General features: G+C 70.5%; 17 protein-coding genes and 1 riboswitch. Of the genes, 11 read left to right on the top strand and 6 right to left on the bottom strand.

Annotated features, from left to right (window positions below):
* The first annotated feature begins 165 nt into the window (after nt 1–165).
* The 3 genes from HNR73_RS38740 to HNR73_RS38750 all read left to right on the top strand — a co-directional run bounded on the left by HNR73_RS38740 (nt 166) and on the right by HNR73_RS38750 (nt 2,202).
* Nucleotides 166–399 (top strand): hypothetical protein, encoded by a 234-nt coding sequence (locus tag HNR73_RS38740; RefSeq protein ID WP_184793078.1) that lies wholly within the window; start codon nt 166–168, stop codon nt 397–399.
* 91 nt (nt 400–490) lie between these two features.
* On the top strand, nt 491–1,576 hold the full coding sequence (locus HNR73_RS38745; RefSeq protein WP_184793079.1) for an S-(hydroxymethyl)mycothiol dehydrogenase: 1,086 nt from the start codon (nt 491–493) through the stop codon (nt 1,574–1,576).
* Nucleotides 1,573–2,202, top strand: a complete 630-nt coding sequence (locus tag HNR73_RS38750; RefSeq protein ID WP_184793080.1) for an MBL fold metallo-hydrolase — start codon at nt 1,573–1,575, stop codon at nt 2,200–2,202. Before HNR73_RS38745 ends, HNR73_RS38750 begins: the two co-directional genes overlap by 4 nt.
* 45 nt (nt 2,203–2,247) lie before the next feature.
* On the opposite strand, the gene HNR73_RS38755 is transcribed toward HNR73_RS38750, so the two are convergent.
* Nucleotides 2,248–2,571 (bottom strand): rhodanese-like domain-containing protein, encoded by a 324-nt coding sequence (locus HNR73_RS38755; protein ID WP_184793081.1) that lies wholly within the window; start codon nt 2,569–2,571, stop codon nt 2,248–2,250.
* A 33-nt stretch (nt 2,572–2,604) separates the two neighbouring features.
* Between HNR73_RS38755 and HNR73_RS38760 the strand changes: the two genes are divergently transcribed.
* The gene (locus tag HNR73_RS38760; RefSeq protein WP_184793082.1) at nt 2,605–3,216 is read left to right on the top strand and encodes a TetR/AcrR family transcriptional regulator; all 612 of its coding nucleotides are present in this window, start codon (nt 2,605–2,607) and stop codon (nt 3,214–3,216) included.
* Here the strand turns inward: HNR73_RS38760 and HNR73_RS38765 are convergent.
* On the bottom strand, nt 3,213–3,761 hold the full coding sequence (locus HNR73_RS38765; RefSeq protein ID WP_184793083.1) for a hypothetical protein: 549 nt from the start codon (nt 3,759–3,761) through the stop codon (nt 3,213–3,215). The genes HNR73_RS38760 and HNR73_RS38765 overlap by 4 nt on opposite strands.
* A 284-nt stretch (nt 3,762–4,045) precedes the next feature.
* Here HNR73_RS38765 and HNR73_RS38770 point away from each other — a divergent pair, with 284 nt between their 5' ends.
* Nucleotides 4,046–4,786: an SDR family NAD(P)-dependent oxidoreductase gene (locus tag HNR73_RS38770; protein ID WP_184793084.1), complete on the top strand. Its 741-nt coding sequence runs from the start codon at nt 4,046–4,048 to the stop codon at nt 4,784–4,786.
* A 56-nt stretch (nt 4,787–4,842) separates the two neighbouring features.
* Here the strand turns inward: HNR73_RS38770 and rpsD are convergent, their stop codons facing one another.
* The gene (gene rpsD / locus HNR73_RS38775) at nt 4,843–5,451 is read right to left on the bottom strand and encodes a 30S ribosomal protein S4 (RefSeq protein WP_184793085.1); all 609 of its coding nucleotides are present in this window, start codon (nt 5,449–5,451) and stop codon (nt 4,843–4,845) included.
* Between the two features lie 66 nt (nt 5,452–5,517).
* On the opposite strand from rpsD, the gene HNR73_RS38780 reads away from it, so the two are divergent.
* Nucleotides 5,518–6,258 carry a DUF2470 domain-containing protein gene (locus tag HNR73_RS38780; RefSeq protein ID WP_184793086.1) on the top strand — a complete coding sequence of 247 codons (741 nt, stop codon included), beginning with the start codon at nt 5,518–5,520 and terminating at the stop codon, nt 6,256–6,258.
* Nucleotides 6,259–6,264: 6 nt separating this feature from the next.
* Here the strand turns inward: HNR73_RS38780 and HNR73_RS38785 are convergent, their stop codons facing one another.
* The gene (locus tag HNR73_RS38785; protein WP_239122166.1) at nt 6,265–6,777 is read right to left on the bottom strand and encodes a MarR family winged helix-turn-helix transcriptional regulator; all 513 of its coding nucleotides are present in this window, start codon (nt 6,775–6,777) and stop codon (nt 6,265–6,267) included.
* Between HNR73_RS38785 and HNR73_RS38790 the strand changes: the two genes are divergently transcribed.
* Nucleotides 6,776–7,303, top strand: a complete 528-nt coding sequence (locus HNR73_RS38790) for a carboxymuconolactone decarboxylase family protein (protein WP_203686347.1) — start codon at nt 6,776–6,778, stop codon at nt 7,301–7,303. The genes HNR73_RS38785 and HNR73_RS38790 overlap by 2 nt on opposite strands.
* 105 nt (nt 7,304–7,408) lie before the next feature.
* Here HNR73_RS38790 and HNR73_RS38795 read toward each other — a convergent pair whose 3' ends face one another.
* Nucleotides 7,409–8,389 (bottom strand): LTA synthase family protein, encoded by a 981-nt coding sequence (locus HNR73_RS38795; protein ID WP_184793089.1) that lies wholly within the window; start codon nt 8,387–8,389, stop codon nt 7,409–7,411.
* A 48-nt stretch (nt 8,390–8,437) separates the two neighbouring features.
* Between HNR73_RS38795 and HNR73_RS38800 the strand changes: the two genes are divergently transcribed.
* The 3 genes from HNR73_RS38800 (at nt 8,438) to HNR73_RS38810 (ending at nt 12,138) form a co-directional block, all read left to right on the top strand.
* Nucleotides 8,438–9,094 carry a MerR family transcriptional regulator gene (locus HNR73_RS38800; RefSeq protein ID WP_184793090.1) on the top strand — a complete coding sequence of 219 codons (657 nt, stop codon included), beginning with the start codon at nt 8,438–8,440 and terminating at the stop codon, nt 9,092–9,094.
* A 108-nt stretch (nt 9,095–9,202) separates the two neighbouring features.
* Entirely contained in the window at nt 9,203–11,290 is a 2,088-nt protein-coding gene (locus HNR73_RS38805; RefSeq protein ID WP_184793091.1) for an Hsp70 family protein, read from the top strand.
* A 2-nt stretch (nt 11,291–11,292) separates the two neighbouring features.
* Nucleotides 11,293–12,138, top strand: coding sequence for a spermidine synthase (locus tag HNR73_RS38810; protein WP_239122167.1), 846 nt, complete (start codon nt 11,293–11,295; stop codon nt 12,136–12,138).
* Here the strand turns inward: HNR73_RS38810 and mscL are convergent.
* A complete protein-coding gene (gene mscL / locus HNR73_RS38815; protein WP_239122168.1) occupies nt 12,101–12,526 on the bottom strand; it encodes a large conductance mechanosensitive channel protein MscL in 426 nt (141 codons plus the stop codon). The genes HNR73_RS38810 and mscL overlap by 38 nt on opposite strands.
* 105 nt (nt 12,527–12,631) lie before the next feature.
* Nucleotides 12,632–12,774, top strand: a riboswitch (cyclic di-AMP (ydaO/yuaA leader).
* Nucleotides 12,775–12,804: 30 nt separating this feature from the next.
* Here mscL and HNR73_RS38820 point away from each other — a divergent pair.
* The gene (locus tag HNR73_RS38820) at nt 12,805–13,698 is read left to right on the top strand and encodes a C40 family peptidase (protein WP_239122169.1); all 894 of its coding nucleotides are present in this window, start codon (nt 12,805–12,807) and stop codon (nt 13,696–13,698) included.
* Nucleotides 13,699–14,343: the final 645 nt, after the last annotated feature.

A 14,343-nucleotide genomic window follows, 5' to 3' on the forward strand; every position in this document is an offset into this window, starting at 1 on the left:
GGGGCTTCGCCCCAGACCCCACCAGGGACTCCGTCCCTGGACCCGGAACTCGCTGCGCGAGTCTCTTCGAGACTCGCTACGCGAAGATCAAGACCAAGTCTCACCCCCGAAGACCAAACCCATCCCAACCCCCCGTCCCCGCCCCTCAGGTGAGATCATGTCCCCATGTCCCGCGTACGCATCGATCGCCAAGCAGCTAAGAAGCTCGGGCGTGGCATGGGTGACCGGCTCAGTGCCATCATCGACGCCATTGCCGCCAGCCATGGAGACAAGTCCGTCGATGAGATCGAGGCCGAGCTCGATCGGCAGATGGCCGTCGCCGGGGTGACCGGCGGGAGCTGGCGTGGCACGGCCGAGGCCATCGCCGCCGGCGAAACCGTCGACCTTCGCGCGCCCTGAGCCCCCGCCCCGTCCCGATCACTCCCGCGCCGAGCCCCCACCCACCCCCAAACCCCCGTAAGGTCGAAGACCCGGCCTAAGGGAGACGGCGATGTCACAGAAGGTGCGCGGCGTGGTGGCCCCCGGTAAGGGCGCCGCGGTTCGACTGGAGACCATCTTGGTGGGCGATCCAGGCCCCGGCGAGGCGCTCGTGCGGGTGCGGGCTTGCGGTGTCTGCCATACCGACCTGCACTACCGCCAAGGCGGCATCAACGACGAGTTCCCCTTCCTCCTCGGGCACGAAGCCGCGGGGGTCGTGGAGGCCGTCGGGAAAGACGTGCGGGACCTGGCCCCCGGCGACTTCGTGATCCTCAACTGGCGTGCCGTGTGCGGCAAGTGCCGGGCCTGCCGTCGCGGCCGGCCCTGGTATTGCTTCGACACTCACAACGCCGCCCAGAAGATGACCCTCGCCGACGGCACCGAACTCTCCCCCGCCCTGGGGATCGGCGCCTTCGCGGAGAAGACGCTCGTCGCCGCCGGGCAGTGCACGAAGGTGGATCCGACGGCATCGGCCGCGGTCGCCGGATTGCTGGGCTGTGGCGTGATGGCCGGCTTCGGTGCCGCGCTCAACACCGGCAACGTGACACGTGGCGACAGTGTCGCCGTGATCGGCTGCGGTGGGGTCGGTAACGCGGCGGTCGCCGGAGCGCGACTCGCGGGCGCGGCGAAGATCATCGCCGTCGACATCGACGAGCGCAAGCTCACCTGGGCCCGCAATCTCGGTGCCACGCACACCATCAACGCCCGCCAGAACGACGTGGTCGACGCGATCCGCGAGGTCACCGACGGTTTCGGCGCCGACGTCGTGATCGACGCCGTCGGCCGGCCCGAGACCTACGAGCAGGCCTTCTACGCCCGCGACCTGGCCGGCACTGTCGTCCTCGTCGGCGTCCCGACGCCGGAGATGCGGCTCGACCTGCCGCTGCTCGACGTGTTCGGGCGCGGCGGCTCGCTGAAGTCCTCCTGGTACGGCGACTGCCTCCCCGAACGCGACTTCCCCATGCTCATCGACCTCTACCTGCAGGGCCGCGTCGACCTCGACGCCTTCGTGTCGGAGACGATCACCCTCGACGACGTCGAGGACGCCTTCGCGCGGATGGAACGCGGGGAAGTGCTGCGATCGGTGGTCCTGCTGTGACGGCCTGGGCGGAGAAGGTCGTCACCTCGGGGAAGTTCAGCCTCGACGGCGGCAGCTGGGACGTCGACAACAACGTCTGGCTCGTCGGGGACGACAACGAGCTCATCATCATCGACGCCGCCCACGACGCCGAGATCATCGCCGCCGCGGTCGGCGGGCGCACGGTGAAGGCGATCGTGTGCACCCACGCCCACGACGACCACGTCAACGCGGCCCCCGCGCTCGCGCGGCTCGTCGACGCACCCGTACTGCTGCACCCCGACGACCGCGAGCTGTGGAACATGACCCACCCCGACCGCGCGCCGGACGGCGAGCTCGCCGACGGGCAGGAGCTGCCGGTCGCCGACGTCGCGTTGCGGGTGCTGCACACGCCGGGCCACGCGCCGGGCGCGGTGTCGCTGTACAGCGAGAGGCTGGGGGCGGTGTTCACCGGCGACACCTTGTTCCAGGGTGGCCCGGGGGCGACGGGGAGGTCCTTCAGCGACTTCCCGACGATCATCGACTCGATCCGTGAGCGTCTCCTGTGGCTGCCGCCGGAGACGGTCGTGCACACCGGCCATGGCGCGGACACGTCGATCGGGGCGGAGGCTCCGCACCTGGAGGAATGGGTGGCGCGGGGGCACTGACGACCTGAGGGAAGGGGGCGGGGACACCCGCCCCCTTCGCCTTGCCTAGGGCTCGGTGGGCAGTCCGGCCTCCACCCAGTCCTCGATCCCTTCGGCGTACTTGCGCACGTCGGTGTACCCGAGCGCGGTCAGGCGGTCCGCGACCTGGCCGCTGTTGGGGCACGCGCGGTTGGAGCAGTAGGTGACGATCGGGGCGTTCTTGTCGGGCAGCAGCGCCGAGGCCTTCTCCTCGACCTCGGGCGGCGCGAGGGGAAGCGCGCCGGGCAGATGCTGTTTGGCGTGGTAGTCGCCGCCGAGCGCGTCGACGACGGTGACCGTCCCGGCGTCGATGGCGGCGGCGAGTTCGGTGCGGGTGATGAGGGCGGCCATGTCGGGTCCACCTTTCTGGACTACAGTCCGGATATGCCCTCGAAGCGTAGCGGACCACAGTCCGGTTTGACGAGCCTGGAACTGTTGCGTACGCCACCCCCGAAGGAACGCGCCGACGCCGCCCGCAACCGCGCGGCGATCCTCGCCGCCGCCGCGCGGCTGTTCGCCGAGCACGGTGTGGAGTCGGTGTCGATGGACGCGATCGCGGCCGCGGCGGGCGTCGGCAAGGGCACGCTCTTCCGCCGCTTCGGCGACAAGGCCGGCCTGGCGGTGGCACTGCTCGACCACCGCGAGGGCGAACTGCAGGAGGCGATCCTGTCCGGTCCGCCCCCACTGGGACCGGACGCGGCCGCCGCCGAACGGGCGACCGCGTTCACCGAGGCCTACCTGGACTACCTGTTCGCGCACCTCGACCTGGTGCGGATGTCCGAGACCGCCGCACCGGGCGCGCGCTACCGGATCGGCGCCTACCGCTTCTGGCACCGGCACCTGACACTGCTGTTCGGCGGCGACGGCGAGTTCAGGGCCCACGCCCTGCTCGCCGCGCTCGGCGCCGAGCACGTCACGGCACTGCTGCCCGAGCTCGGCGAGGAGCGACTGCGCGCGCAGACCGTGCGGCTCGCCGCCGCGCTCGCCGCGGGTTAGGAGGGGACGTCGCCGTCGGTGAAGTCGACGAGGACGGCGACGAGGTCACCGGCGGCGTCGAAGACCTCGTAGGCGTACCAGATGCTGGCGTCCATGTTGATCACGAGGACGGTGTCGCCCGACTCGGTGGTGAACACCGGCCGGTAGGCGGGGCCGTCCTCGACGTCGATGCCGCCGGCCTCGTCGAGGCCTTCCTCGACGTCGGGCTCCCAGTCGGTCCACTCCGGGCTGAACGCGACCAGGCCGCCTTCGAGGGAGGTGGGCCCGTACTGGCGCCACTCACGGCGGACGGGGTCGCCGCCGCCGAAGGTCACCAGGACCATTCGCACGATCGCGGTCTCGTCGGGCTCGGTGACGACGTAGACGGGGTGGTCGCCGTTCGGCAGGGAGCCTTCGGTGCCGCCGAAGTATCCGTCGAGGTCGTCACTGTCGGGGCCGAAGAAGTACAGCTGTCCACTGTTGACGGACATGGTCCCGGCACGCCTGCAACGCAGACCGTCCTCGGTGCCTTTGAGATACGCCTCGATGATGGCGTCTGCGCTCACGTCGTCGATCCTTGCTCTGGCGGGAAACACGGGGCCGACGGAGCATAGCGAACACGTGGACACCGTCCGACGTGGACACAGGGTGCATCGTGAGCTGACGGACAGTGATGAAGCACCTTCGGGCGTCCGTCCAGGGGTGGATTGTGGTGGTTTCCGGCGAGCTCGCCCACCCCGCTTCACCCGCCCGGGTGACCTTTGTCGGATCTGCGACATGGCCGCCGCAACCCCACCGGATGAGGCGGTGTTCATAGGGGCGCAACCGACTCCCCCGACTAAGGAACGACATGTCTGATCTGACCGGCAAGGCCGCCCTCGTCACCGGCGCGAGCCGCGGCATCGGCGCCACCACCGTCCGCACGCTCGCCGCCCGTGGCGCGGCCGTCGCCTTCACCTACGCGTCCTCCGGCGAGCACGCCGACCAACTCGTCAAGGAGATCGCCGCCGAAGGCGGCAAGGCGGTGGCGATCCGGGCCGACGCCGCCGACGCGGCCGCCTCGGCCGGGGCCGTCGAGCGTGCGGTCGCCGAACTCGGCGGCCTGGACATCCTGGTCAACAACGTCGGCCGGGGCGCCATGGGCCCCTTCGAGGAGATGCCCCTCGACGACCTCGACCACCTGCTCGCCGTCAACGTCCGCTCGGTCGTGGTGACCTCGCAGGCCGCCGCCCGGCACCTGCGCGAAGGCGGCCGGATCATCACCGTCGGCAGCGCGGTCAGCAACAAGACGCCGGGACCGGGGATGACGCTGTACGCGATGACGAAGTCGGCGCTGGTCGGGTTCACCAAGGGCATGGCGCGCGACCTGGGCGGGCGCGGCATCACCGCGAACCTGGTCCAGCCGGGCGCGATCGACACCGAGATGAACCCCGCCGACGGCCCCTTCGCCGAGTTCCAGCGGACGCAGACCGCGCTCGGCCGTTTCGGCCAGGCCGGCGAGATCGCCGAGACGATCGCCTTCATCGCCGGTGACGGCGGCAGCTACATGACCGGCTCGTGCGTCGCCGTCGACGGCGGCCACGCGGCCTGATCTCCCCACACGAAGAGGCGGTGGCCCCCGTCGGGGCCACCGCTTCTTCGCGGGCGTCAGCGGGAGTAGAACTCCACGACGAGCTGCTCCTCGCAGTGCACCGGCACCTCGGAGCGGACCGGCTCGCGCACCAGCGTCACCCGCAGGTCGCTCAAGGCCACCGAGAGGTAGGGCACGGTCGGCCCGTCGCTGTTGCCGCCGGCGGCGGCGATCAGCACGGGGTTGATGGTCCGGCTCTTCTCCCGGACCGACACGACCTGGCCGGGACGCAGCCGGTACGACGGGATGTCGACCTTCTTGCCGTCGACGGTGATGTGCCCGTGGCCGACGAGCTGGCGCGCCTGGTAGATCGTCCGGGCCAGGCCCGAGCGCAGCACGATCGCGTCGAGGCGGCGTTCGAGCAGCGTGACGAGGTTCTCGCCGCTCTTACCGGGCCGCTTGAGGGCCGCGTCGTAAGTGCGGCGGAGCTGGCGCTCGCCGATGTTGTACTGGTGGCGCAGGCGCTGCTTCTCCAGCAGCCGCACCGAATAGTCCGAGGGCTTGCGCCGGGCGCGCCCGTGGTCGCCGGGCGGGTAAGGGCGCTTCTCGAAGTACTTGACGCACTTGGGCGTCAGCGGAATACCGAGCGCGCGGGACAACCGGACCTTCGGCCGGGACTGGTTCACCAGGGCCTCCTTTGCAAGTCAATCTCTTTAGGTTAGCCTCGCCTAACCTACCTCAGGAGGTTCGTGATGCGTCCCAGCCCCGCGGAGATCACCCGCACACTCGCCACCGGTCGCCTGACCGGGACGGTCCGCACCGGTCTCGGCGGCCCCCTGCGCGTGCGCCACGCCACCGTCGCCGACGGCACGCCCCTGCTGCTGGTCCGCGACGGAAGCGGCACCGCCGACGCCCTCGCGTGCGAGCCCGGCGACGACGTGGCCGCGCTCCTGTGCGTCGACGACGTCCCGCCGCTGGCCGGTTCCCCCAGCCTCGGGCGGCTCTGGCTGTCGGGCTGGGCGACGCCCCTCGCCGACGAGGACGCCCGCGACGCCGCCCTCGCCTTCGCCGCGATCAACCCCGCCGGGGACCTCCTCGCCGTCGGCGACGGCTACACCCTGCACCGCCTCGACGTTGCCGAGGTCCGCCTCGAACGCCGGTCCGGCTGGGTCGACGTCGACACCGACGCCTACGCCGCCGCCGAACCCGACCCGGTCGCCCCCGACGAGGCCGAGCTCCTCGGCGACCTCGACGACCACCACCGCGAGCAGGTCGCCGCCTTCGCGCTCGCCCAGCTCGCCGCCGCGGGCCAGATCGAAGTGCCCGCCGACCTGCCGCGCATGGTCCGCCTCGACCGCTACGGCATGGCCTTCACCGCCGGCGAGAGCCGTTACGTGCGGCTCGGCTTCGACCGTCCGCTGAGCTGCCGCGCCGACCTGGTCAGCCGGATCCGGCCGCTGCTCGGGATCTCCTGCGGCTGCCACACCGGATAACGGCGGCTAGCCCATCCCGCCGATCCACCCGGCCGCGTCCAGCCGGAAACCGCCGGGCTCGGCGACCGCGCGCAGGTCGTCCTCCAGCGCGCGCAACCGCTCCTCGCCGAGGACGGCACTCCACTCCGCGCGCAGCCGGTCGAAGGCCTCGGCCGAGCGCGCCAGTACGTCGGCCCCACGCTCGGTGAGGCGCACGACTTTGCGGCGGGCGTCGGCGACGTCCCCCGCGCGTTCGGCGTAGCCGAGCGCGACGAGCCGCTCGACGGTCTTGCCCGCCGCCTGCTTCGAGATGCCCAGGCGCCGGGCCACCTCGGTCTGCGAGGCGCCCCGCCCGATCGCCTGCAGGGCGAAACCGTGCGCGGGCCGCGCGTCGGGATGCCCCTGTTCGGCCAGGTCGGCGTGCACCCGGTCGATGATCGTGCGAAAACCCGCGAAGAGCAGGACGGGCAGTTCGTGGCCCGGCCGGGACTCACCCTTGCGGATGTCGTCAACCTGGTTTACCATTCGATCGTCAACCATGTTGTCCATCCTAGGAGACGCCTTGTTCGCCACGCACACCGTCACGACCGCGCCCGAAGCCTCGCGTCCGACCCTGGAACGACTGCACGACGAGTTCGGCGCGGTCCCCGAGGCCGCCGCCAGACTGGCCGGGTCACCCGAACTGCTCAACGGCTTCCTGGCTATGAGCGCGAGCTTCGAGGACTGCACCCTCGACCCGGTCGCCCGCGAGGTCGTGATCATGACCGTGGCGGTCCGCAACGACTGCCGCGTCTGCGTCGCCATGCACACCGGGAAGCTCCGGAAACTCGACGCCGACCAGGGACTCATCGCCGCGCTGCGGACGGGCGCGGCTCTCGACGACGAACGCCTGGAGGCGGTCCGGCTCTTCGCGCTGGCCGTGCTCGCCGACGCGGGTGCCGTCACCGACGAGGCGATGGCCGACTTCCTGGCCCACGGATACAGCGAGCGCAATGCCCTTGAGGTGGTCTTCGGCATCGGGACGTACACGATGTCGACGCTGGCGAACCGCCTCGTCCGGGCCTGATCGAGGCGGGCGGCCCGGTGGGGTCGCCCGACGCCTGGAGGCTTGCCAGAAAGACGGGCCGCGCCGAGGTACGGGGGACCGCGCCCCGCACCTCGGCCCCGTCGCTCAAGCCACCTCGACCGGCTGCTGCGACCCTTCGGCCGCCACCGGCTTCCCGCCGCCGCGTGCGGCCAGCAGCAGTCCGGCGCCCGTCGCCAGCACCAGGACCCCGGCGGCGGTCAGCGTCGTCGCGCCCGGGTGGATGAGCGACTCACCGCGCAGGGCCTGCCACAAGACGAGCAGGGTCAGCCCGGCGTAGCCGAGCGCGGCGACCAGCACGACCCGCGAGCGCAGGCCCTCGTCGGCGAGTCGCGCGCGCTTGACGGCCCGCGAACCGAGCCACAGCGCGAGCAGGGGCAGGACCTGCATGGCGTGGATGCCGACGAAGTGGGCGATGCGCAGGTCGCCGCCGACGGTGCTCCAGCCGACGAGGGGCATGCTCGGGCCACCGTCGTCAAGGCCGACGGAGTGGGCTCCGGCGACGTTCTCCAGGTGTGAGGTGTCCTGCCGGGCCATCAGGTAGCCGACGGCGAGGCCGCCGATGCCGATCCCCATGCCCCAGCGGATGCCCCGGGTGAGGGCGCGGTCGCCGATGGAGGTCCAGGCGAGGAAGATCGCGACGCCGAGGTTGGCCAGCCACATGACGGTGATGCTCGCGCCCATGGTGGCCCACATGGCCGCGTCGAAGGGCGTGGCCTCGTTGAAGTGGCTGGGGCGTCCGCGGAAGACCTGGCCGACGATGACGACCATCTCGATGAAGAGCATGACGGCGATGACGGTCCCGAGCCACCAGCCGGCCTTCCTTCCCTTGCGCAGCAGGGGGACCAGGTAGGCCATGGTCAGGGCGTACAGGCCGATGGAGATGCTGAACTTCAGCGGTTTGGCCCAGATGGGCATGTTGGTGAGCGTGCGGTCGTCGGCGATGAGGCCGACGACGGCCATGGCTCCGGTGAGCGCCATGAGGCCGGCGACGTAGAGGAGGGGCCGGTGGAAGCGGCCCGGGCTCGGCAGGGCGGATTTTAGATAGTGCTGCTGTCCGGTATCCATACTCGAACTATCCACTAGCATGGAGCTTGATCGCAAGAGGGAGAGCAGATGAGAATCGCCGAACTGAGCCGCGAGAGCGGGGTGCCGATCCCGACCATCAAGTACTACCTGCGGGAAGGCCTCATCCCCGCCGGCGAGCGGACCAGCCCGAACCAGGCCCAGTACGACGCGCGTCACCTGCGCCGGCTGCGGCTCATCCGCGCGCTCATCGACGTCGGCGGCGTGCCGGTCGCCGGGATCCGCGAGCTCCTCGACTCGATCGACGCCAAGGGCGAGAACCTGCACAACGCCCTCGGCACCGCCACCCACGCGACCCTCGCCGCCGCCGAACAGGGACCGCCAACGCCCAGCCAGGCCCGGGCGGGCATCGAACTCGACGCACTCATGGCCGAACGCGACTGGGACTCCGACAGCGCCCGGGCCCGCCAGATGGTGATCAACGCACTGGCCACCTTCTTCGACCTCGGCGAAGACGACCTCGCCGTCCTGCTCCCCGTCTACGCCGACGCCGCCGCGCTGGTCGCCGAGGCCGAGGTCGGCCTGGTCAGCTCCCGGTCCGATGTGGACAGTGCCGTCGAGGGCGCGGTGATCGGCACGGTCATCGGCGAGCAGGTCTGGGCCGGGCTGCGCAGGCTGGCCCAGGAGCACTACTCGAACAAGATCAACACAACCGGTCCCGACGAGGGCCGCGACGACCGCCCGTAGCGCTCGCGACCTGGGGTTTCACCGTGCCGTGACCAAGGACACGCGCGGGCACAAGCGAGATGCGCCACGGCTCTATGCTGTGTCGGCCCCCTGAGAATGGAGATCGCGGTGCGTCTTGGCGTGGACTTCGGTACGTCGCATACCGTCGCGGTGCTGGCCTACCCCGACGGCCGGACCAAATCAATGCTGTTCGACGACGGGACGCCGCTGCTGCGCTCGGCCGTCTACGCCGACTCCGACGGGCAGATCCAGGTCGGCCGCGACGCCGTCCGCCGCGCCGGGCTCGACCCGACCCGCTACGAACCCAACCCCAAGCAGCGCATCGACGAGCAGACCGTTCTGCTCGGCGACAGCGAGCACCGGGTGCCCGACCTGTTCGCCGCGGTCCTCAAGCGGGTCGTGAGCGAGGTCCGCCGGGTCGCCGGGAGCATGCCGCAGGACGTCGTGATGACCTACCCGGCCGCGTGGGGCGCGCGCCGCCGGGAGATCCTCACCGGTGCCGCCGCGACCGCGGGCCTGCACAACGTCCGGCTCATCCCCGAACCGGTCGGCGCGGCCGTCTACTTCACGACCGTCCTCGGTCACCAGGTCGCCGACGGGCGGCCCCTCGGCGTCTTCGACTTCGGCGGCGGCACGCTCGACGTGGCCGTCGTCCGCCGCGACGGCAACACCTTCACCGTCCTGTCCACCGGCGGCCTCCCCGACCTCGGCGGCGTCGACCTCGACTCGGCGCTCGTCGACCACCTCGGGCAGCTCATCGCGCAGCGCGACCCTGCACTGTGGCGCCGCCTGTCGAACCCCGAGAGCTCGGCCGACCGCCGCTCCCGGCAGCTGCTGTGGGACGACGTGCGCGGCGCCAAGGAGTCGCTGTCGCGGACCACGAGCGCGCCGGTCAACGTCCCCGAGACCGACACCGACCTGCACCTGACCCGCGACGAGTTCGAGCGCCTCACCACCCCGCTCCTCCAGCGCGCCATCAACGAGACCCAGCGGGTCATCCGCGAGGCCCGCCTCGAACCGGCCCAGCTGTCCGGGCTGTTCCTGGTCGGCGGGTCGAGCCGCGTCCCCCTCGTCGCCCGCATGCTCCACAGTGGACTGGGCATCCCACCGACCGTCCTCGAACAGCCCGAGGTCGCCGTCGCCGAAGGCGCCGCCAAACTCGGCGCCGCCAAGCCCGGCCCCGGCCAGCAGTCCGGACCACCGTCCTCGTCACCGATGTCGGCACCCCCGTCGGCCCCGCGCTCCGGCCCCCCGATGCAGAGCCAGCAGTCGCCCTACCGGCCGCCGGCGCAGCACGCGCCCAACCCGGCGCCGTCGAACTCACCGATGTCGGCACCCCCGGTGTCCAGCCCGCCCATCTCGGCCGCGCCCGTCTCGCCGATGACGCCCTCACCCCCGCCGTACCGGCCCCAGCAGCCCTCCTACTCGCCGCCGCAGCAGGCCTACACTCCCCCACCTCCGCCCCGGCCGCCGATCCTGCCGCCCGTCCAGCAGCGCATGCCTCCGCCACAGCCTCAGCCGCAGGTCATCCAGGTCCCCTACGCCGTACCGGTTCCGCAGCAGCCGCAACCGATGTACATCCCCCGCAAGAAGAGCAAGAAGGGCCCCATCACCGCACTGGTGATCGTCGCGCTCATCGCCTTCTGCTGCTACGGGACCTTCATCAACCCGGCGGTCACCTCGGGCGTGTTCGGCAACTTCTTCAGCGACCTCAGCGACAGCGAGCCGACCGTCAACGGCGGCACCGTCCCCTACGACATCACCACGATCTACGACTCGTTCAAGCCCGCGCTGGACACCTGCTGGGTCGCGACGAGCGGTGAGGACTGGAGCGGTCCCGAGACCACCAACTTCAACACGGTGCTCGGCAAGTACGACGACAAGGTCGACCGCGTGTACTGCACCTTCGACCAGGACATCCAGGACGAGTACAAGGCCGACAGCATCCTCTTCGTGCAGAACCCGAGCTTCACCGACGAGATCGACTTCGTCAAGGACATCTCCGGGATCTTCGGCGTCAAAGAGGACTGGCAGGTCGGCGGCAAGGCCGGCATCGGCGAATACTCGATCCCCTACGCGGTGACCGACGGCGAATACGCCTACACCAGCTACGACACCGCCCTGGTCATGTCCGGTACCGGGACCGACGCCACCGTCGACAACCTCAGCGACCTCTTCGCCGAGTACAAGTCCTGACCGTGACCGACGACGTCCGCCTGGTACCCGACCCGGACCGCCCGCGCTGCTTCTACCTGTACGCGGGCGAGTCCGAACAGTCCCATGTGGACCTCGACGACCCGCGGCACCTGGAGTTCGACTACGTCCGCTACCTGTCCTACGTGCTCGACGCGCTCGCCCCGAAAGGCGAGCCGCTGCGGGTGCTGCACCTCGGGGCCGGGGCGCTGACCCTGCCCCGCTACGTCGCGGCGACCCGGCCCGGCTCCTACCAGCAGGCCGTCGACATCGACGCCGACATGATCGCGCTGGTGCGGGAAAGCGCGCCACTACCCAAGCGGGTCAAGGTGAAGGTGCGGATCGGCGACGCGCGCGAACAGCTCGCGGCCGCCCCCGACGACTGCTACGACGTGATCGTCCTCGACGTCTTCGCCGGCAACGTGACACCCGCGCATCTGACCACGGTGGAGTTCACCGCCGAGGTCGCGCGCGTGCTCCGGCCCGGCGGCGCCTTCCTGATGAACGCGGGCGACGGCGGCCAGCTCAAGTACACGAAGGCGCTGGCGGCCACGATCGGGGCACTGTTCCCCCACGGCTGCGTCCTGGGTTCCACGACCGTCCTGCGCGGCCGCCGCTTCGGCAACGTCGTGCTGTGCGGCTCGACGAGACCCTTCGACGACGCCGCCATCGCCCGCCGCGCCGCCGGGGACATCTTCCCGACCCGCTACCTCGACTCCGCGGAATTCGCCGCGCACGCGAAAGGGGCGCCGGTGAACACCGACGGCTCGGCCGTCGCGTCACCCGCGCCCCCGGGACTGTTGGCCGAAATGGTCAGGAAGCGGAGTTCTCGCGGCGGAGCTCGTCCCTGATCTCACGGAGCAGTTCGAGCTGCTCGTCCTTCTTCGCCTCTTCCTGACGCTTCATCCGCTCCATGATCGTCTTGACGGGCAAAACGACTATGAAGTAAATGACGATCGCGGTCAGCACGAAGGTGATGACCGCGTCGATGAACGTTCCATAAGGGAAGTCGACACCGTTGACGGTGAATTTGCCGCCGTTCTCCTCCCCGCCCGTGACCAGGGTGATCAGCGGAGTGAGGAACGCGCCGGTGAAAGCGGCGACCACCGCGGTGAGCGCGGCACCCATGACGACGGCGACCGCCAGGTCGACGACGTTGCCGCGAAAGAGGAAGTCCTTGAAACCCTTGAGCATCAGCACATCCTGCCAGAGGCGGTCCGTTTGTTCCGTGAACGCCACGTATTGCGTGTGGTCTATTCCACTGCACCATAGGCAAACGCGAACACCCTCGGTTAGCGTCGCCGAGCTTGTGCGGTACTCCTCACTCCCAGCAAGGGAGTGACCGTACGAGTGCCGCTGAGTCGCCTCACAGAGGCGAATCGGGGACCCACCGAGTACGTGGGGTGAATCCGCGGAACACGCGCGGTAGGGCGATCTTCCGGCCCGAACCCGTCAGCTAACCCGGTAAGCGGCTTGAAGGAAGAAGGGTTGCCGTCTTGTCGGCACACGGCCACAACTTGCTCCATAACAGACGAATCACCAAGACCCGGACGCGCGGACTCGCCCGTGCCGCCGCCGGAGCCGGAGTCTTCACCGGCGCGATCGTCGCGACCTTCCTCGTCCCCGGCACGGCCCACGCCGCGCCCACCACCGAGGACAAACTGGACACGCTCACGACCGACTACAAGAAGGCCGTCGAAAAGCGCGACGACATCGCCGAGCGCATCAAGGCCCTCGACGAGACGATCAAGGGCTCCGACGACGTCGTCACCGGAGCCGTCGCGCTCATCGGGACACCCGCCACCACCGTCGACGGCAGCGGGACGCTCCTGAGCCAGCTCACCGACCTCTCCGACCTGGCCCGCGAACAGACGCGGGCCGTCGACGAAGCCGCCGCCGCCATCGCCGCCGCCAACGCGACCAAGGCGGAACTCAAGACGGACCTCGCCGCGGCGAAGAAGACCGTCTCGACACTGTCGAAGCAGAAGGACGAGCTGGAGAACAAGCTCGCCCAGGAAGAAGCCGAGACCGAGTCGAGCACCTACAGCGGCGACATCCCCGACGTGTCGGGCAAGGCCGGGAAGGCCGTGTCCTTCGCCTACGGCGCGATCGGGATCCCCTACGTCTTCGGTGCCACCGGCCCCGACGGCTACGACTGCTCGGGACTCACCATGGCCGCGTGGGCGGCGGCGGGTGTGTCGCTCCCCCACTACACCGTCGACCAGTGGAACGCCACGACGCCGATCTCCAAGGGCGACCTGCGCCCCGGCGACCTGGTCTTCTACGCCGGTCTCGGGCACGTCGCCATCTACGTCGGCGACGGCCAGGTCATCCACGCGCCCCAGCCCGGCGAGTCGGTGAAGATCTCCGACGTGGACATGATGGCGGCCGACGGGTACCGCCGGGTGTAGACAAGGAGCCTGCTGGGCTGTGTTGGTTGGCTCGCTGCGCTCGCGATGCGGCTCAGCCGCTGCGCGGCTTCGCCTCCGGGCCTTCGGCCCGCTTGCCGCTGGGCACGATGGTCGCCTCCGCCGCCTTTACCGGGTGGCGGGGGCGTCCTGGCCGGCAGTGCGGGGGGACGGGGTCGCGGGGCGGCTTTGGCGACCACCGCGCCATACGCGGCAGAGTTCACCCTTGCGGGGTTGTGATGGCGGCGGAGTTGCGGCGTGGGGCGCCGTGTGCGCCCGACCCCGCGCTACCCCGCGCTACCCCGCGCTACCCCGCGCTACCCCGCGAGCGGACCCTCGGCTCGCACGGCCCGCCGCCCAATTCCGCCGTCCGCGACTGGTACCCGCCGCGAGCCAGAGCGGGTGCGGGTGCGGATGCGGATGCGGGTGCGGGTCCGGGTGGTGTTGACCTCGCGGTGTGTTCCCGGGTTCGCTGGGACGCAGTACCCACCACACGACCGTGACCCTCGGGAGCCAGGCCCCCTGGGGTCGCGCGCAGCGCGACACACCCCTGGGCGTCTACCTGTGTCTCCGTCGCTTCGGCCGTTGATTGGACGACATGAAGGTTCTGGGGCTGTCAAGGGCGCTCTTTCCCTTGACTGCCCCAGG

Origin of the sequence: Phytomonospora endophytica, assembly GCF_014202425.1 — a bacterium.
In the GTDB taxonomy this organism is placed as follows: Bacteria; Actinomycetota; Actinomycetes; order Mycobacteriales; family Micromonosporaceae; genus Phytomonospora; species Phytomonospora endophytica.

Excerpts from the sequence above, each read along its gene's own strand:
- HNR73_RS38755 (WP_184793081.1), bottom strand. The coding sequence starts at position 2,571 with ATGGCCGCCCTCATCACCCGCACCGAACTCGCCGCCGCCATCGACGCC.
- HNR73_RS38740 (WP_184793078.1), top strand. The coding sequence starts at position 166 with ATGTCCCGCGTACGCATCGATCGCCAAGCAGCTAAGAAGCTCGGGCGT.
- HNR73_RS38790 (WP_203686347.1), top strand. The coding sequence starts at position 6,776 with ATGTTGTCCATCCTAGGAGACGCCTTGTTCGCCACGCACACCGTCACG.
- HNR73_RS38745 (WP_184793079.1), top strand. The coding sequence starts at position 491 with ATGTCACAGAAGGTGCGCGGCGTGGTGGCCCCCGGTAAGGGCGCCGCG.
- HNR73_RS38770 (WP_184793084.1), top strand. The coding sequence starts at position 4,046 with ATGTCTGATCTGACCGGCAAGGCCGCCCTCGTCACCGGCGCGAGCCGC.
- HNR73_RS38785 (WP_239122166.1), bottom strand. The coding sequence starts at position 6,777 with ATGGTTGACGATCGAATGGTAAACCAGGTTGACGACATCCGCAAGGGT.
- HNR73_RS38795 (WP_184793089.1), bottom strand. The coding sequence starts at position 8,389 with ATGGATACCGGACAGCAGCACTATCTAAAATCCGCCCTGCCGAGCCCG.
- HNR73_RS38760 (WP_184793082.1), top strand. The coding sequence starts at position 2,605 with ATGCCCTCGAAGCGTAGCGGACCACAGTCCGGTTTGACGAGCCTGGAA.
- HNR73_RS38780 (WP_184793086.1), top strand. The coding sequence starts at position 5,518 with ATGCGTCCCAGCCCCGCGGAGATCACCCGCACACTCGCCACCGGTCGC.
- HNR73_RS38800 (WP_184793090.1), top strand. The coding sequence starts at position 8,438 with ATGAGAATCGCCGAACTGAGCCGCGAGAGCGGGGTGCCGATCCCGACC.